At 58.5% G+C, this 17,536-nt stretch carries 19 protein-coding genes, 1 tRNA gene and 1 other annotated feature; of the genes, 7 read left to right on the forward strand and 13 right to left on the reverse strand.

Features of this window, described 5'->3' with window-relative positions:
• Nucleotides 1–164 precede the first annotated feature (164 nt).
• Nucleotides 165–788, forward strand: a complete 624-nt coding sequence (locus Q0367_RS05840; RefSeq protein WP_297638026.1) for an MOSC domain-containing protein — start codon at nt 165–167, stop codon at nt 786–788.
• 204 nt (nt 789–992) lie between these two features.
• Here Q0367_RS05840 and ssb read toward each other — a convergent pair whose 3' ends face one another.
• Nucleotides 993–1,400: a single-stranded DNA-binding protein gene (gene ssb, locus Q0367_RS05845; RefSeq protein WP_297638028.1), complete on the reverse strand. Its 408-nt coding sequence runs from the start codon at nt 1,398–1,400 to the stop codon at nt 993–995.
• 541 nt (nt 1,401–1,941) lie between these two features.
• Between ssb and Q0367_RS05850 the strand changes: the two genes are divergently transcribed.
• From Q0367_RS05850 to Q0367_RS05860, 3 genes are all read left to right on the forward strand, one after another.
• Nucleotides 1,942–3,177: a Xaa-Pro peptidase family protein gene (locus Q0367_RS05850; protein WP_297638031.1), complete on the forward strand. Its 1,236-nt coding sequence runs from the start codon at nt 1,942–1,944 to the stop codon at nt 3,175–3,177.
• 19 nt (nt 3,178–3,196) lie between these two features.
• Nucleotides 3,197–4,051 carry a (Fe-S)-binding protein gene (locus Q0367_RS05855; protein ID WP_297638034.1) on the forward strand — a complete coding sequence of 285 codons (855 nt, stop codon included), beginning with the start codon at nt 3,197–3,199 and terminating at the stop codon, nt 4,049–4,051.
• 189 nt (nt 4,052–4,240) lie between these two features.
• Nucleotides 4,241–4,564 carry a stage V sporulation protein S gene (locus Q0367_RS05860; RefSeq protein WP_297638037.1) on the forward strand — a complete coding sequence of 108 codons (324 nt, stop codon included), beginning with the start codon at nt 4,241–4,243 and terminating at the stop codon, nt 4,562–4,564.
• 93 nt (nt 4,565–4,657) lie between these two features.
• Here Q0367_RS05860 and Q0367_RS05865 read toward each other — a convergent pair whose 3' ends face one another.
• From Q0367_RS05865 to Q0367_RS05875, 3 genes are all read right to left on the reverse strand, one after another.
• Nucleotides 4,658–5,704 (reverse strand): stage 0 sporulation family protein, encoded by a 1,047-nt coding sequence (locus Q0367_RS05865; protein ID WP_297638040.1) that lies wholly within the window; start codon nt 5,702–5,704, stop codon nt 4,658–4,660.
• Between the two features lie 171 nt (nt 5,705–5,875).
• On the reverse strand, nt 5,876–6,949 hold the full coding sequence (locus Q0367_RS05870) for a DNA polymerase III subunit delta' (RefSeq protein ID WP_297638042.1): 1,074 nt from the start codon (nt 6,947–6,949) through the stop codon (nt 5,876–5,878).
• A gap of 289 nt (nt 6,950–7,238) precedes the next feature.
• Nucleotides 7,239–8,063 carry an IS982 family transposase gene (locus Q0367_RS05875; protein WP_298981211.1) on the reverse strand — a complete coding sequence of 275 codons (825 nt, stop codon included), beginning with the start codon at nt 8,061–8,063 and terminating at the stop codon, nt 7,239–7,241.
• 190 nt (nt 8,064–8,253) lie between these two features.
• On the opposite strand from Q0367_RS05875, the gene Q0367_RS05880 reads away from it, so the two are divergent.
• The 3 genes from Q0367_RS05880 to Q0367_RS05890 all read left to right on the forward strand — a co-directional run bounded on the left by Q0367_RS05880 (nt 8,254) and on the right by Q0367_RS05890 (nt 12,087).
• A complete protein-coding gene (locus Q0367_RS05880; RefSeq protein WP_298981212.1) occupies nt 8,254–9,507 on the forward strand; it encodes a CSLREA domain-containing protein in 1,254 nt (417 codons plus the stop codon).
• A 392-nt stretch (nt 9,508–9,899) separates the two neighbouring features.
• On the forward strand, nt 9,900–10,937 hold the full coding sequence (locus Q0367_RS05885) for a hypothetical protein (protein ID WP_298981213.1): 1,038 nt from the start codon (nt 9,900–9,902) through the stop codon (nt 10,935–10,937).
• A gap of 10 nt (nt 10,938–10,947) precedes the next feature.
• Entirely contained in the window at nt 10,948–12,087 is a 1,140-nt protein-coding gene (locus Q0367_RS05890; protein WP_298981214.1) for a SpoIID/LytB domain-containing protein, read from the forward strand.
• A 551-nt stretch (nt 12,088–12,638) separates the two neighbouring features.
• Here Q0367_RS05890 and rplL read toward each other — a convergent pair.
• The 9 genes from rplL to Q0367_RS21045 all read right to left on the reverse strand — a co-directional run.
• Nucleotides 12,639–13,028, reverse strand: a complete 390-nt coding sequence (gene rplL / locus Q0367_RS05895) for a 50S ribosomal protein L7/L12 (RefSeq protein WP_297638049.1) — start codon at nt 13,026–13,028, stop codon at nt 12,639–12,641.
• A 102-nt stretch (nt 13,029–13,130) separates the two neighbouring features.
• Entirely contained in the window at nt 13,131–13,661 is a 531-nt protein-coding gene (gene rplJ, locus Q0367_RS05900; RefSeq protein ID WP_298981215.1) for a 50S ribosomal protein L10, read from the reverse strand.
• 35 nt (nt 13,662–13,696) lie between these two features.
• Nucleotides 13,697–13,869: a sequence feature (ribosomal protein L10 leader region), on the reverse strand.
• A gap of 74 nt (nt 13,870–13,943) precedes the next feature.
• On the reverse strand, nt 13,944–14,828 hold the full coding sequence (hslO, locus tag Q0367_RS05905) for an Hsp33 family molecular chaperone HslO (RefSeq protein WP_298981217.1): 885 nt from the start codon (nt 14,826–14,828) through the stop codon (nt 13,944–13,946).
• 142 nt (nt 14,829–14,970) lie between these two features.
• Nucleotides 14,971–15,690: a 50S ribosomal protein L1 gene (gene rplA / locus Q0367_RS05910; RefSeq protein ID WP_297638059.1), complete on the reverse strand. Its 720-nt coding sequence runs from the start codon at nt 15,688–15,690 to the stop codon at nt 14,971–14,973.
• Nucleotides 15,691–15,747: 57 nt separating this feature from the next.
• Nucleotides 15,748–16,173, reverse strand: a complete 426-nt coding sequence (rplK, locus tag Q0367_RS05915) for a 50S ribosomal protein L11 (protein WP_297638062.1) — start codon at nt 16,171–16,173, stop codon at nt 15,748–15,750.
• A 167-nt stretch (nt 16,174–16,340) separates the two neighbouring features.
• Nucleotides 16,341–16,961, reverse strand: a complete 621-nt coding sequence (gene nusG, locus Q0367_RS05920) for a transcription termination/antitermination protein NusG (RefSeq protein ID WP_297638065.1) — start codon at nt 16,959–16,961, stop codon at nt 16,341–16,343.
• Between the two features lie 49 nt (nt 16,962–17,010).
• Nucleotides 17,011–17,235, reverse strand: a complete 225-nt coding sequence (gene secE, locus Q0367_RS05925; protein WP_297638068.1) for a preprotein translocase subunit SecE — start codon at nt 17,233–17,235, stop codon at nt 17,011–17,013.
• Between the two features lie 78 nt (nt 17,236–17,313).
• Nucleotides 17,314–17,386: transfer RNA gene (locus Q0367_RS05930), tRNA-Trp, on the reverse strand.
• 73 nt (nt 17,387–17,459) lie between these two features.
• Nucleotides 17,460–17,536: hypothetical protein (locus Q0367_RS21045; RefSeq protein ID WP_298980716.1), on the reverse strand; the 77-nt coding region annotated here is incomplete at its 5' end.

A 17,536-nucleotide genomic window follows, 5' to 3' on the forward strand; every position in this document is an offset into this window, starting at 1 on the left:
ACGTCGGCGCGGTGGTGATTATACCGAAAAAAGCAGGCTATCGGCGAATCGCCCATCGCAAATGTGCATCCGTTGCGCGCTTGATCTTGTTTCGATGCAGCGTTTTGCTCCATTTTCCGCTATGATAGAGAACAACGCCATCACAACGAGAGGAGATCAAAACCATGCGCCTGATCAGCGTCAACATCGGACAAAGACGGCTGCTACGCACAGCCGGGTTTTCAGAAGAGACCGGCATCTTCAAAACGCCGATCTCGACGCCGGCGGAAATCACGCCGCTCGGCCTGGTAGGCGATGTGGTGGCCGATCAAGAGCATCACGGCGGCCTTGATCAGGCGGTCTACCTCTATGGCGAACCGGATTACGCGTGGTGGTCTGTGCAATTAGGCTATGAGCTGGCGCCGGGAACCTTTGGCGAAAATTTGACCATCAGCGGGCTGGAGAGCGCGGCTCTCCACATCGGCGACATTTTGCAGGTGGGCGAGGCGAGGCTTCAGGTGACTGCGGCGCGCATCCCCTGCGCAACGCTCGCTGCGCGCATGGGGGATCCTGGCTTCGTCAAACGCTTCCGCGCGGCGGAACGTCCTGGCGCCTACTGTCGCGTCCTGCAACCCGGTGTGGTGCGCGTCGGCGACGCCGTAACGCTGGAGCCCTACCCGGGCGTCGCCGTCACCGTGGCGGAGATGTTTCGGGCCTTCTACAATCCTCGGCCCGAGGCCGAGAGCATCCGCCGCCTCCTCGAAACGCCGCTGGCCGAGCGGGCGCGCGCCGCGCTGGAGGAGAAATAGCAGCGCTGCGTCGGTTCACCAAATCCCCGACGCTCCCTCCTTCCCCTCTACCAGCATTGGGAGAGGGGGCCGGGGGGTGAGGGGCCCGCCCGAGAACCGAATAACCTCTTCATCCTTCTCAGCGTCGTCGAGGCAGTGCGCCTGACAAAAAGAAGAGCGCCTGGAAAAAAGGCGCTCCTCCTTCGGCTGAGACCTTCCTGAAGCTCAGAAAGGTATGTCCTCTTCGCTCATGCCAGCGCTTTCGGCGGCGCTGCCGGCCGCAACCGGAGCTTCCATGCCTTCGCCGCGTGGGGAGAGGAAGCGAATGTCCTGGGCCGTCACCTCCAGCGAGGCGCGCGGCTGTCCTTCTCGGTCGATGTATGCCTGTGGCTCTTCCAAGGTTCCCACGACCAACACCTTGCTGCCTTTGGTCAGATACTGGCTGGCGGTCTCGGCAAGTTTTCTCCACGCCGTGACGCGGAACCAGAGCGTTTTCTCCTGCGGCTGACCATCCTGTCCCGTCCAGCGGCGATTGACGGCGACGGTGAAACTCGTGACCGGCACACCGCTCGGCGTGTACCGCATTTCTGGATCGCGGCCCAGATTGCCGATCAATGTAATCTGCTGATACATGACGTACTCCTTTGCATGGGGCGAATCTATGATTGCCGAAAAAGACGGGGGCAATTGCGCATTATCCTACATTGTAACCGCACTTCTGTCGTGCGTCAAAAATCCGAACCTGAGATCGGAACATTTGTTCGTTTTTCGGCGCGCTCGTTCAAATAGAGGGAAAGCCGCTCGGCAAGCGCTTTTCGGGAAGTTTTTAACAAAATAATTCATAACCACCGTAGCAGCGAAGGTGCGGCTCTCAGCCGCACGTCCTCGACGGCTCGCAAGTGCAGGCCCTCACCCCCTGGCCCCCTCTCCCAGCATGGGAGAGAGGAAGAAGGGAGCACCGTAGCTGTGGCTCTCAGCTGCAGTTTCCAACACACAGCCATGTCCTGAGAGAATCTCGCCGGCTGCGCACCTCTGTTGGACGATTGGGGCCATATTTGTTTTTTCGCACCAAGGGGCGACTGGACAGAGCGTCGCGGCCATGCCATAATGACGACTCAGCGCTCTTGCAACAATGCAACCAAAAGGATTCAGCGCAAACAGAGAGGCCAGCTCCATGAACCTGGCAACAGTGCAGGCGTATCTTGCCGATCAGCAAATCGACGGTTGGCTGCTGTATGATTTTCGCGGCTCCAACCCGGTGGCCCTGTACGTCGCCGGCTTGAAGACCAGCGGCTCGCGACGGTGGTTTCTCTGGATTCCGGCGCAAGGCGAGCCGCGCTGGCTGATCCACGCCATCGAAGGGAGCACCTTCCGCTCCGTTCGCCGCGAGCTGGCGGGGGAGGTTCTCACCTACGCCGGCTGGCGCGAGCTGGAGGCAAAGCTGGCGACGTTGGTTCGTTCGCCGCGCGGAAGCGCACAGCGCATCGCCATGGAGTATAGCCCCTTCAACGCCATTCCCTATGTCAGCCTGGTCGATGCAGGCATGAAGGAGCTGGTCGAACGCGTCACTGCCGCGCAGATTGTCTCTAGCGCCGATCTGGTGCAGCTTGCCCAGGCGGTTTTGAGCGAAGCCCAGATCGCCAGCCATCGACGCGCGGCGGCGGTTTGCCTTGCCGCCAAAGACGCAGCCTTCGCGTTTCTGCGCGCGCGTCTTGCCTCTGGAGAGACCCCCACAGAGTATGCAGTGCAGCAATTCATCGTGGACTTTCTCCGGGCCAGGGGCATGGAGTTCGACCACCCGGCCATCGTCGCCGTCAACGGCAACGCCGCCGATCCACACTATGCGCCTACAGAGGAGACGCATGCACCCATTGGCCCAGGCGACATGGTGTTGATCGACCTTTGGGCGCGCGAGACGCAGACGCCGCTCGACTGTTACGCCGACATCACATGGTGCGCCTACTGCGGCGCAGAGCCGCCGGCCAAAGCCAGAGAAATTTTCTCTGTGGTGGCGCAAGGCCGCGACGCCGCCGTGCGCTTCATGCAGGAGCGGCTGGCTGCGGGCGAGCCTCTGCATGGATATGAGGTCGATGACGTCTGCCGCGGCGTGATTGCGGCGGCGGGCTACGGCGACGCCTTTTTTCACCGCACCGGCCACAGCCTGGGCGTCACGACGCACTACAACGGCGTCAACATCGACAACCTGGAGACGCAGGACCGCCGCCGTCTGATTCCGGGCGTCTTGTTCACCATTGAACCCGGCATCTATCTGCCGGGGTTTGACTTCGACGACAGCGGTCGTCACCTGGGGCTGGGAATCCGCAGCGAGATCAATTGCCTGGCGACGGAGCGCGGAATTGAGACGACGACGCTGCCGCTGCAAACCGAAATGATTGCATTGATGGCGTGAAAACGAATCGCAGAGAGAGATGATGCAAAAGAAACAATTCGACGCACCGCCTCGACGCGTCGCCCTTTTCGTCACCTGCATGGTCGATATGATCTACCCTGAGGTCGGCATGGCGACGGTGGAGCTATTGGAGCGGTGCGGGGTGGAAGTGGTCTTTCCTTTCGAGCAGACCTGTTGTGGGCAGCCGGCCTTCAACTCCGGCTTCTGGGAAGAAGCGCGTCCTCTGGCGCGGCGCTTCATCGACATTTTCGAGCCGCTTGTGCGCAGCGGCGAGGTCGACGCCGTGGTGGCGCCCAGCGGCAGCTGCACCACCATGACCAGCCATTTCTACAGTCTGCTCTTGCAAGATGAGCCTGAATACCGCGCGCGCGCCGAGTTTTTGGGAGCGGCGACGTTCGAGTTGACCGAGTTTCTCGTCGACGTGCTCGGCGTTGAGGAATTCGGCGCGCGCTGCGAAGGAAAGCTGACCTATCACGCCTGTTGCCACCTGTTGCGCGAGCTAGGGATCGACCGCCAGCCGCGCGCGTTGCTCCGCCGCGTGGAGGGCGCCGAAAGGGTCGAACTGCCGGGCGCTGAAGAATGTTGCGGCTTCGGCGGCCTCTTCGCCATCAAAAACAGCGAAATCAGCGTCGCCATGGGTCAGCGCAAGGTGCAAAACATCGTCAAAAGCGGCGCCGACGTCGTGGCGCTGTGCGACGTGAGCTGCATGACGCACATCAACGGCCTGTTGAGCCGGCAAGGACATCGCTGTCGCGCCGTGCATATCGCCCAGGTACTCGCCAGCCAAATCGAGGTGACGCCCTCGCCTCCTCAGGAGCAAGAATCCAGGCCGTCCTCCGCGCCTCCGCGGCGCTGGCAGGATGTCGGGCGCTAGGCGCATTCGATTGCCCTAGCGAGGTCATCGCCTCCGACGCGACGCCCCGTCCCCATCTCTGCGCCGCAATTCGTCGTAACTTCCGCGCCTCCTATACGTCTTCACTGCTAAAGAAACAGGCGCTTTCTCCATCGACGCGCTTCAAAGCTTTCCGTAGCAGTTCAACGACCTTGACAGGAGGCATCATCCATGGCGGAGCTTATCAAAGTCTCAGGACAGTCTCGATCGACAGCGGTGGCCGGCGCCATTGCCGGCGTCATGCGCGAGCACGGCTATGCAGAAATCCAGGCCATCGGCGCCAGCGCCATCAATCAGGCGATCAAAGCCGTCACCATCGCTCGCGGATATCTTGAGCAGGACGGAATCGATCTGGTCTTAGTGCCGAGTTTCATCGACGTTGAAATCGAAGGGAGCGAGCGCACGGCCGTGCGCTTCGCCGTGTTTCGCCGTCCCCCGGCGCTCCATGCCCCAAGCAACGGCAAGGTGACAGGCCACCCTGCAGCGGTGCGCTGAGATGCCAAAAAGCCACCTGCACAGCGCCGAAACGAACACAAAAAGAGAGATGAAGCAACGCTTCACCCCTCTTTTTGCATCAGTCGGCTTCGTTTAGTTCTCGCCTTCGGAGCGTCCGCGAGGGCGGCGGCGTCTGCGGCGTCGCCGGAGGGAGGACTCCCCGCCGCTCTGGCTCTCGCCGGAAGACTTCTCGGCGTCTGCAAGGGCGCGCTGTTCTCCCTCTTTGGCCGCTTTCCGTCGCGCCATTTCTGCGCGTATTCTGGCGTTGTCCTCTTCGGCGCTGGCGCGGCGCTTGACGGTGCAGCCGCCGCAGGTGCTGCAACCGGATCCACCGGCGGACTTTGTGCTGATCAGCTCGGAAACCGCCACCTCCACCAGCGCCTGATTCTCCAACATCACGGTCACCGTCTCTTTGAGCGGATGAATGTGACGCACGCGACCGGCGCCGTGAGGGGTCAACACCTCTGCGTTCAGCTTGGGCATCTTTTTGTTTTGCTCTCGGTAGAGCTCGTCCTCGTAGGAAAGACAGCACAACAGACGCCCACAGACGCCGCTGATTTCATCCGGGTTCAGCGGCAGCTGTTGATTTTTCGCCATACGAATGCTGACCGGCGTGAACTCGCGCAGCCAGCTCGTGCAGCAAAGCTGACGTCCGCACTTGCCCACGCCATCGAGCAACTTGGCCTCGTCGCGCACGCCGATCTGGCGCATCTCGATGCGCGTGCGGAAGACCCTGGCCAGGTCTCGCACCAGGCTGCGAAAGTCCACGCGCTCCTCCGAGGCGAAGTAGACCAGCAATCGTCCCCCGTCGAAGCTGTATTCACAGCGGATCAGCTTGATGTTCAGATTGTGCTCTTTGGCCTTGACTTTGCAGATCGCCAGCGCCTCCTGCTCTTTGTGGAGCCACAGGTCGCGTTGCACCAAATCCCACGCCGAAGCCTTGCGCAACACGCGCTTCATTTCGCCGACCACTTCCTCTGCGCCGATCTGATGGGGCGGCTGCACCACCTGCCCCACTTCAGGCCCGCGCGCGGTGTCCACGACGACATAATCCTGCGGCCCCAGGTCGAGCATGTGAGCGGCGTCGAAGTGATAGATCTTTGTAACCGGCTTAAATTGCACTCCTACTACGATTGGCATATGGATATTTCTCCTTGTGAGCCGACCTCTGAGCAGAGCATCGGCGTGATCTATGTAAACAAGCGGTCGGCGCGTCACCGCCGCCCCTTGCTTGTCGCCTTTTCTCGAAGTCTACATTGACGACTGCAACAGCTTCGCCACCCCGGGATGCTCGACGCCAGGCGCTTCCCTCTATGCTTCTAGCCGCGGCAATTTGAGCATCAAGACATCCAGCGCAAGCCGGGTATTGACCGTGTGGCGCAAATAGCCTTCGACCTGTTTCAGGGTCGCCAGATAGGCGCGAATCGAATGCGAAGAAATGCTCTCTGCATGGCGTCTGATCTGATCCGTCTGGTCGACGTTGCTGCAGGCCTCGCCTTGCGCCATCTGGGCCAACAGCACATCGCGCCACCAGCTCATCCAGATTTCGAGCATGGCGAACATCTGCTGGGGGTCGCGCTGCGCCGCCAGCTCGCCGGCAAAGCGCAGCCGTTCGACGCGGTCGGCGGCGAGCAGACGCCAGAGTGTCTCCAGATGGCGCATGCGCTCCTCGCGCAGCGCCGGGTTGCGCAACTGCTCGACCGCCCACCCTAAACGCCCGCCGGCGAGTCGCGCCAGCAGCTCCGCCTCCTCCTTTGAAGCTCCCCATCTGCGCTGCAAGGCGTCGGCAATGAGAGCCCGGTCCAGCGGGCGCAGCTCCATCACCTGACAACGGCTGACGATCGTAGGCAACACGGCGGCGCGGTCAAGCGCAGTCACGAGCAGCGTCACATGCGGGGGAGGCTCTTCCAACGTTTTGAGAATTTTGTTGGCGAAGGTCGCATTCGCCAGATGCATATCTTGAATCACAATGACTTTGCGTCCACTTTCCATTGGGCGCAAGGCCACGTCGCGGATCAAGGCTTCCGCCTGCTCGGCGCGCAATTCGCCTTTTCGCCTGTCGACGACAAGCTCCTTCTCGGCCTTTGCCGTTGGTTGCAACAGACGAAAATCCGGATGGCTGTCAGACGCCATCAACCGGCAGGCCCGACAGCGATGGCACGGGGCATGCGTTGGATCCTGGCAAAGCAGCGCGCCGGCGAACGCACGCGCAAAAGTCGTCTTCCCGATCTGAGGCGGACCGAGCAAAAGATAGGCATGGCTCAGGCGGGAGCCGTTTCCCGCTGCATCTTCTGTGCGCAAAGCGCGTTGCAGCAGCCGGGAAGCCCACGCGTGACCGTACACAGGCCACTCGCCTGGCGCAAGGTCAGGGAACGAAGTCGTCATAACGCTATGGATTGTACCATACTGCGCGTCTTTTGAGATGCGGCAATCTCAAGAAATCTGCGATGGGAGGCGAAGGGGGAGCCGAAAGCGCGAAGCAAGTCGGGATGGTGACATGATGAGGTTCACGATTGCTGAGGGTTACGGAAAAGCTCGTATTGACAGAGCTCAGCGCGCAGGTCTATCTTAAGTTGTGAAAAGATTCTGATAACAGAGGCTTTGAATCCGCTCATTCTGCGGAAAAATTCCGCAAATGCCACGTAAAGTATAGGTATTTAACCCAAGTTGCCACCTATAGGTGGAAGATAGAAAAGATGGAGGAAGCCAAGACAAAGAGAATGGTCTTGAGTTCGAAGCCATCGGCAGTGACAGCATGAATATGTTTCGGCAGCAGGCGCTCTATCTGGCTACCAGCAGTTTCGACTCGTTTGCGATAGTGTGCGAGTAGGAAAGTCATCCACGGCTCCCGAGGTCGTTTTGAGTTGGCTTTACGCATCGGCAAGAGCAGGCGATCGCAGTCAGCCATGACATCTTCAATGTGGTAGACGTTATAGGCTTTGTCGCCGACAATCCAGGAGTGAGGTGGAAGGTCGAAGTCAAACTGCTCGAGCGCAGAAGCATCGCTGAAGGCGCCAGGTGACAAGAAAAACTCGACAGGGACCCCATCTTTGGTGACGACCAGATGAATCTTGAGTCCATAGAAGTAGCGCTTCTTGCTGGCTTGATAGCCGCGATAAGTCTCATCTCGATAGAGCTTGCAGCGACGAATCCGATAATTGTCACAAACGATGACCGGTAGACTGTCAATGATATAGATGTTGTCTTCGTTGTGCTCTTTGGCCCTATCGCCCAACAAGCGAAACAGCATCACGAACTGGTGTTGCACTCGTTTGAGACGTCGACAGAAGCGACTACGGCTGATATTCTCCTTGATATAGCCTTGTTCATACAAGAGCAGGCGTGCCATGGCTTGATTGCCGCTGAAGTACATCGCCGCGACTATCGCAATTGTCATGATCTCGGCGTCACTCAGCACGCATTGCGGGTCATCTCGGTGATGTTGCCATTTCAGCAAATCGTCGCACAAGCAGTATACGAGTATAATGTTGGTGTCCATGGAGTTCTCCGTTGCCTGTCTTGGTTTGCAGACCTGTACAGTAACGGAACTCCATGACATTTTCAACTCACCCTCAAGGTAGCAACTTGGATTATTTATGGATTCCGTCTAAAGAATCTAAATCCGGAATCCGTTTAATCGATAGTTGGGCGGCAGCCTATACACATCCCAACCATTGGAGGTGCGTTCCATGAAAACCTACAAACTCATATCTGCCCAGGTCCTTCGAGCGACTATCACGATCCTTATCCTCCTTACCATCTTCAGTTGGTCAAAGCCAGCGCAGGCAGTGAATATCACCGTCACGACAACGAACGATGAGCTGAACACAGATGGCGATTGCTCGCTGCGTGAAGCCATTCAAGCCGTCAACGTTCGCGCTGGCGTAGATGCCTGTCTCGCCGGAACCGGTAACGATGTCATTATGCTGCCCGCTGGAATGTACACGCTGAGCCTGGCAGGCGGGAATGAGAACGACAACGCTACCGGTGACCTGGATGTCTTCCCCATCTCTTCCCTTGGCGGCACAGTAGAGCTTCAAGGCGCCGGCGCTGCCACAACCATCATTGACGGCGGCGGAATTGATCGCGTGCTGAGTCTGCTCCGATCGGACAGTACCCTGATCGTGCGTAATGTGACGATCCGCAACGGCCAGTTGACCGATCAGCCGGGCGCCGGCATCCTGAGTTGGGGCGCACTCGAATTGCGCAATGTGATTATCGAGAACAATGTCGTCAACGGAACAAGCTCCAGCGCCACTGGCGGCGGCTTTTGCATTGGCTGTGGGCCAGGCACGGGCAGCGGGGTGCTGGAGCAGGTGATCATTCGCAACAATCAAGCCGATCGCGGCGGCGGAGTCTTTAGCAACCGACCGCTGACCATTGCCGCCTCCAGCATCATCAGCAATACCGCAAGGGCCGGCGGGGCGATCGAAAACTATGGTGACCTTTCTCTCGTGAACAGTACGATCAGCGGCAACACGGCGACAAACAACATCGGCGGGATCAGGCACTATGCTAATTCTTTATCCGTCCTCAACAGCACAATCGCCTATAACCAGCGTGGGGGCGTCTCCGCGTCGGCGTCGCTCACCCTGAAAAACACTATCATTGCCTACAACACCGGCAGCGGATGGAACAATTGCAACGGAAGCGGGGCGGTCGCTTCTCAGGGTTACAACCTGAGCAATGACTCCACGTGTGGGGCTTGGTTCACGGCAAGCGGAGATCTCAACAATGTTGATCCACTGTTGGGACCCTTGCAAAACAACGGCGGCTCGACGCCAACCCATGCCTTGCCGCTCGGATCTCCCGCCGTGAATGCAGGAACGAATGCAGGGTGCCCCGCGACTGACCAGCGTGGCGTCTCCCGTCCTCAAGGCGGCAGATGCGATATTGGAGCGTTTGAGGTGGTTTTCTTGTACTTGCCTCTTGTGCTCCGATAGCCAGGAGATGCCGCCCAACCCGCCGTTAGGCCGCCGTGTGCGTGACCGAATCTGCAATCGGAGCGCATGTACAAGTAAATTAGAAGTGCAAAATGAAATGCTTACTGAGCATCACGGGAGGGTTATTGGGTTTGCTGACGTTAGGGGCGCTGGCCGTCGCCCTTGCCCTCACTTTGGGAGAACTGCGGCGAGACGCAGCGCCGGTGTCTTTTCAATCCCCGGTTGAGACGCCGACATGGTCACTCTATCCCCCACCGATAACACCTGCTCCTAGCCCGCCGACGATGCCGGCGCCGCCTTGTACGTTTGTGGGGCGCCCCGCGCTTGTCGAACCCGATCCATCTTTGGAGGCTCACCAGTTCTCCGAACCGCGTACGGTGTTGACCCATACCTTGGCCATTGGCATCGTCGGGTGGTTGCCGGATAATCAGCATCTGCTCATCACTCGTCTACTTCCTGACCAGGCCCAAGAGTCTATCGAGGTGTTCAACATACACACCGGTGAGGTGCGACGATATGGAGAACGGCACAGCTTGCCCGGTAAGCCGGTGTGGTTAGCAGCCCACCAAGCCGTCGCCTTTGCCGATGTTGCCCCGGATCAGCAGGTGGTGTTGCGCGTCAGCCGGGGCGAGAGGGGGGCGATAGAGACTCTGGTGTCCGGCCTGGCGTCTTCTTTTTTGGCAGCCAGTCCGGACGGTAGCCAAGTAGTCTTTTTTACCCAAGCGGCTCCGGAACGGCCGGAGGTCCTGGACGTGGCCACGGCTCAACGGCAAACCTTTCCGGCCTTGCCTCTAACGCTGTGGCAGGACTTATCGACTCTGGGGCAGGTATATGGGCCAGAGCCGTATCAAGCCGTCTGGTCTCCATCAGGGAACCAGATTGCTTTTTACAACGACACCGGTTTTTATTTAATCGATTGGTCTTCCGGACAAACCTGCGAGGTGAATCTCGGCTTCGAAGAGAGTGAAGCTCAATATGGTAAGCAGTGGGCCATCTATATCCAGTGGAGTCCCGATGGACGCTATATAGGTGCACTAACCACCATTGGAGATCGGCCTGTCTCTTTCGTTGATTTAACATTGATGGATACGAATACCGGTGAACGGCGAGCATTATCACCGGGTCCAGATGTTGAATATGTGTACGACTTTACTTGGGCTCCCAATAGTTATCAGCTTATTGCGCTGGCACAAGCCGAGATCACTCAGGGGCGTCCTATACAAAAATTGTATCTCGTGGATGTGCAAACAGGACTTTCCCAGTCGGTTATGCCTCATAACGTCTTTGGAGGCGGGGCGATCGAGGGTTGGCAATTAGCATGGTCACCGGATGGACAAACTCTGGCCGTGAAATGTCCCGCTTGGCTTGCAACTGAACCCACCATTGTCGAGGACCACATATGCGCAATCCCGGTTACCCGCAAGCCATAAGGAGAGATGCATGATGCGAGGTACATGTTTCAATTGTTCGATTCTTTTGCTCATCATCGGGCTCTGGAGCATGATTCTCCCAAAAGGATCCGCTGCTCCTATAAGTTCATTCACACCTCCCACGAACATCACGGTGCGAATGTATAGATTGTTCAGCGGGGGAGGTTCAACAGGTGTTTTGTGCTCCTCTAATGACACCTCGTATGGCTGTACGGCATTCATCGGCGATTCCAGCCGTGCCTACCCGTATGGCTCCAATAACCCGGTCAATATCCCTATTGAGACCGATTACCTCTTGGATGTAGTGCCCAAAGAGGTCAGCGTAGCAGCGTTCCACCTCACCGCTATTCAAGCGCAAGCGATTGCCGCTCGTTCCTACGCCTATTGGCATATCCGTCAGGGAAGCGCTATCAACAACTCTACTCAGTTCCAAGTCTTTGTCCCTTATACTTTTGAAGCCCTTCCTTCGACCACCTTCCCGGACAACCCAAGCAACCCGTGCGCCAGTAGCAACCTCAACAACAATCAGCGCATTGTGTGCAATGCAGTTGCCCCTCGTTATTACATCGCCTACGGCGCCTACCCCGACGATGACCTACCTGCCTTCACCGAATACTTCGCCGACATTCGCAACCGCACGGTCAGCGGCGGACAGCCCTACCCGATCGCCGTAGATAACCCTATTAGCTCTCACCCGGATATCGTGAATGAGGGTCATGGCCATGGCATGAGCCAGAAAGGAGCCAGCCACTGGGCGCGAGGCAACCTCAGCTTCAACATCAACCGGGATTTAGGCGCCTGGAGCGTGCGCTGGGAGCGGGCTGAGCAGATCCTGGTGCACTACTACACGGGCGTCCACATCCGTGATGCGGGCAACAACAATGCTTTGCTCACCCCGTCCTATCGCTGGAACCCCTTGCAGATCAACTGGGGCACGTCTGACAACCGTCCCCCTGCGATGTCTCGCGGCGGGACATCACCATCTCGGTGGGGGTGCAAAACACGGGCGTTTCTGACTGGACGTGCGGCTATCCCAACTTCAATTATGCTCTCCGGTGTCGCTGGGCCAAGGCCGGTTTTGGAGAGGTCACAGGCAGCGGTTCGGCCTCGGTGTGTGGGACGCCCAAGGGGGATCCTTCCCCGACGGTGAACCTGACGATCCAGAACATTCCCAACTGGGGGCCTGGAGCTTACACCCTTCGTTTCGACATCTATGTGACCTCCGCTAATGGGAACTTCTGGTTCAGCGAGCAGGGATGGCGCACGTATAACGTTAGCGTGTGTGTGGATGGTCCGTGTAAAGGGTTCATTCCAGCTGTGCTGAAGGATTCTCCGTAAAGGCGGCCTAACGGCGCGGCGGACTGCCGTCCGCATGCAGGCCTTGCTTGCTGCGCTCGCGGCGGCCTAACCGGCGGTTGCAGCCAACCCCTTGCCGTGCTGGGGTGCGCCCGACTTCCGCCGAGGGCGGCGGGAAGATGGGCGCACCCCAAAAAGAAAAGGCGCTGCGATTGCCTTGCAGCGCCTGAAATTTTCAGCCCCAGGCCAGTCTGTTGCGTCTAACAAAATGCGCAAATCGGGCGCAAAATTCCCCAATGATGAGGCGGTTGTCACCGATGTATATCGACTTGACGCCTCAAGATGGATGGCGTCACGAAGTGCGCAATTGCCCTGCCTGTAGGCGCAACTTGTTGACGCCAAAAGTTAGCGGATTTCCACCTGCGCGCCTTCGGCCTCCAGCTTGGCCTTGGCGTCCGCCGCCACTTCCTTGCTGACGCCGGAGAGAATCGTCGAGCCGGCGGTCTCGACCACATCCTTGGCCTCTTTCAGACCCAGGTTGGTCAGCGCGCGCACGACTTTGATGACATTGATCTTCTTCTCGCCGGCGGATTTCAGGATCACGTCGAACTCGGTCTTCTCTTCGACGGGCGCGGCTTCTGCGGCGGCGGCAGCGCCTGCACCGGGCAAGGCGGCCATGGCGACCGGCGCCGCGGCGCTGACGCCCCACTTCTCTTCCAACATCTTGACGAGCTGAGAAGCCTCCAGCAAGGTCAGGCTGTCCAACTGTTCGACGATTGCTTGCAAATCGGCCATTTTGTAAATCCTCCTATGTTCAATCTCAATTTTTCTACAAAATCGGTGCGCTCTTCAAACCTCTGAACAATGCCGGCGCGCTGCACTGTCCAGGCTTCAGAACTACGCCGCTTCCTGTTGCTTCTCGACGTAGGCATTCAACACACGCGCCAGGCTGGAGCCGGGTGCATGGATCATCTGCACCAGCTGGCGGGCCGGCGCGCTGATCACGCCGAGCAACATGGCGCGCGTCTGCTCCTTGGTGGGCAGATCGGAGAGCGCTTCGGCGTCCTTGGCGTCCAGGACGGAGTTTTCCAGCAAGGCGCCGGTGATTTCGACCGCCTTGTTGTCTTTGATCCATCCTTTGAGCGCAGTGACGCTCTTGGCGATATCCTCGCCGCAGAAGACCACGGCGTTGGCGCCCTTCAGCAAGGCTTCAGGCGCCACCCGGTCGCTCTCCTTGAGCGCAAGCGCCAGGAGCGTATTCTTGACGACCGCATAGGTCGCGTTGGTCTCCTTCAGCTTGTTGCGCAGCGAGCGCCCTTGCGCAACGGTGATGCCCTGATAATTGGTGAAGACCAGCGCCGAAGAATTGGCGATGAGCTCCTTGTAGCGGGCGACCAGTTCTTCCTTTTTCTGACGGTTGATAGCCAAACGACATCCCCCCTTTCCATCGAAAATTTTTTAATCGCACCAAACAAAACGCCCTTCCGCTGATGCAGAAGGGCGCAGAGCAAGGCAAATTCTTGTGCACAGAGCCACGTGCAAAAAGAATTTATCGTCCTTTCGCCTCGGCAGGCTGACCGGCGAGCCGGCCATTTACACTTGCACCTGCTGTCTTCAGCATCAGACAGGACAATCTGTCCGTTCGATTCCCAAAGCAACAGTATAAGGACTTTTTCCTGATCGAACAAATTTTGCGGCGAACGGCACGCATTAATTGCTTTTTGCCTTCTCATCGAGAAGCGCCTGGATCTCGCTGCGGTCGAACCGGTAGCGCTCCCGGCAGAAATGGCATTCGATCACCGCTTCCCCTTCCGCCAGCAGTTCTTCCAGCTCTTGGGCGCTGAGGACTTTCAACGCCTGGCGGGAGCGTTCCCGACTGCACTCACAGCGGAATTGCAGCGCACGCACCTCCAACACGTCATAGTCGTCATGCGCACTGAACAGGGTGGCGAGGATGGATTGGGGAGTTTCGCCGTTGCTCAACAGCGCATCGAGCGAGGGGAGGTCATCCAAACGCTCCGCCATCTGGCGCAGTTTTTCCAGGTCTCCGCCCGGCATCAGCTGCAGCAACAACCCGCCGGCCACCCGCAACACGCCGTCCGCATCCACCGGCGCGCTGATTTCCACCACAGAAGGCACCTGTTCCGACATGATCAGATAGTAGGTCAGATCGACGTCGAGTCGTCCGGTCTGCAACGGCACGACGCTTTCATAGAGATCCTTCAGCTGAAGGTCTTTGATGACCGTGAGCTGTCCCTGCTGTCCGATCAATTCGGCCACCTTGTCGGCGTCGATGGGAGGGGCCATGGCGACGTCAGGGTGTTCGATGTAGCCGCGCAGGTGACCGTAGCTGTCCGATTCGACGATCATTTTGCCCAGAGGGCCGTCTCCTTCGATTTTGAGTCCAACGCGCTGCTGCACTTTCAGCAATGCCCCCAGTAAAGCGACGCCGGTCAATCCATAGCCAAGCGCAGCCGTGGCCGCCGGCGACGCGTTGTGGCGCTGCGCCACCTTCAAAACGACGCCCGTGGTCAGACAGGCCAGGCCGCGGATGCCGCTTTTCTTTGTCAGCGCGCGTACGAGATAGTTTTCCACAAGAGGCTCTCCTTCCTGGCTATCCGCCTCGTTGATTGTGTTTTCAATCTCTACCTTTTTCGACAAAAGAGCGGAGCCGCGGCTCCGCTCTTTGTTTTTCTATCGGTTGTCATTCCTGCCCCTGAAGGCTGACAGCCTCGCCTCAGGCGGCGTCGGCTTTCAACGCCATCGTGGCGCCCAGGTCGGCCTTGACGCCGGGGCTCATCGTGCTGGTCAGGGTGATGCGCTGAATATAATTGCCTTTTAGGGTGGCGGGCTTGGCGGCCAGCACCGCTTCCATCAGCGCGCCGAGATTTTGGAGCAACTTTTCGGCTGGGAAGCTGCTCTTGCCGATCGGCACATGGATGTTCGCCGTTTTATCGACGCGAAATTCGACGCGCCCGCGGCGCAGCTCATCGATCACGCGCGGCAGGTCTTCCGCCGGGACGATGGTGCCCGTCTTGGGGCTGGGCATCAGGCCGCGCGGGCCGAGCACCTTACCGAGGCGACCGACCACGCGCATCATGTCCGGCGTCGCCAGCACCACATCGAAATCGGTCCAGCCCTTCATAATCTGTTCGGCCAGGTCTTCGGCGCCCACATAATCGGCGCCCGCCTCGCGCGCCAGCGCCTGCCCTTCCGGATTGGCGAAGACCAGAATGCGCACGGTGCGGCCTGTGCCGTTGGGCAGCGCCACCACGCCGCGCACCTGTTGGTCGGCGTGACGCGGATCGACGCCCATGCGCATGTGGACTTCCACCGTCTCGTCGAACTTGGCGTTGGCCATCTCTTTGACAAGCTCAATCGCCTCTTTGGGAGGATACGCCTTGGTGCGATCTACTTTCTGTTTTAATGCCAAATATCGTTTGCTGTGTTTTGCCATGGTTCACTCCTTTGTGGTGATAACGGGCCAATGACCCTCCCACACTGTTTGTCCGCTTTAATCCACCACTGTAACGCCCATGCTGCGCGCGGTGCCTTCCACCATGCGCATGGCGCTCTCCAGGCTGACGCCCTCGAGATCTTTCATCTTGATCTCGGCGATCTCGCGCACCTGCGCTCGGGTGATCTTGCCGACTTTGTTCTTATTAGGCTCGCCGCTGCCTTTGGGGATGCCGGCCGCCTTTTTAATCAAATCGGCGGCGGGCGGCGTCTTGAGCACAAAGGTGAAAGAGCCGTCGGTGAAGATGCTGATTTCAACCGGAATCACCTGGCCGATCTGCCCCTGGGTGCGGGCATTGTACTCCTTGCAGAAGGCCATGATGTTGACGCCCTGCGGACCGAGCGCGGTGCCAACAGGCGGCGCCGGGTTTGCTTTCCCGGCGGGAAGCTGGAGTTTTACAATTGCTTTTAGTTTTTTCGCCATTTGTCGCTCCTTCTGAGACTGGTGAACGCCTTGGCTCGAGTGGCGATCGAGCTTCAGCTCCCAGACTCAGCCATAAATAAAAATTTACTCAACCGTTATTAACGACGCACGCTATCTCATCGAATCATCGACGCTGTCAGAAGCGAGCGACCCTCTTTTGCGATGGCTCAGGCGTCGCGCGCCAACTGAACAAAATCCACCTCAACCGGCGTCTCGCGGTTGAAGAAACTGACGAGCACCCTCGCCTTGCCTTTGTCTGGAAAAATGTCGTCGACCACGCCTGTGAACTCGGCGAACGGGCCGCTCAGGATGCGCACATGCTCCCCGCGCTGAAAACTGACCTTGATGCGAGGTGCATCCGACTCGATGCGCTTCATGATTTTGTCGACTTCTTCCTGGCTGAGCGGCGTCGGCTTGTTGCCCATCCCGACGAAGCCGGTCACCCCTGGGCTGTTGCGCACGACGTACCAGCTGTCTTCGGTCATGATCATGTGGACCAGGATATAGCCAGGGAAGACGCGGCGCTCGACCTCTCGACGCACGCCATTTCGTATCTCGATTTCGGTTTCCGTCGGCACAACCACTTCCAGAATCTGGTCGGTCATCCCCATCGATTCGGCGCGGTGCTCGATGTTTTTCTTCACCTTGTTCTCCATGCCGGAGTAACTGTGAACGACGTACCATTGCGCCTGAGGCTTTTCTTCCGCCGTTGCAGACTCGTCGGCGACAACCGGCTGTTCGGTTTGCATTTCGCCCGAAGGCTGCTTCGGTTTCGGTTGTTCGGCCATTTTCGCCTCCCCTGCTCGCTCTTGCAAGCCTTCAATCGTCTCGCGCAGATTACCCCGCTGTTCCCCGGATCAGCAGACCGATGATGAATCCGAACAATGAATCCACACCAAACAGAACGATGGTCGCAATGATCGTCACCACGAAGACAATCGCAGACAGCCTCAGACCTTCTTCACGGGTCGGCCATGTGACTTTCGCGATTTCAGCGCGCGTATCCTTCAAATAACGGACGATGCGATTCTCCGGCTTGGGCGTTACAGCAGATTTCGTCATATGTGCCCTCGAATCAATTGAATCGAACCTTATCCGAAAACGACCACCGGGCGTTACGCTCCGGTGGTCAGATTCAGGCAGGCGAGGCAGGACTCGAACCCGCAACCTGCGGTTTTGGAGACCGCTGCTCTGCCAATTGAGCTACTCGCCTGTGAAGCAGACTGCCAGAACTCTCAGTTTGCAAACATCCATTTTACAATAGAGTCAGACAGTCTGCAAGAAATTTACTTGACGATTTCGGTGATGACGCCTGCGCCGACGGTGCGACCGCCCTCGCGGATGGCGAAGCGGCTGCCTGTCT

The organism is uncultured Caldilinea sp. (assembly GCF_937128415.1).
Taxonomy (GTDB): domain Bacteria; phylum Chloroflexota; class Anaerolineae; order Caldilineales; family Caldilineaceae; genus Caldilinea.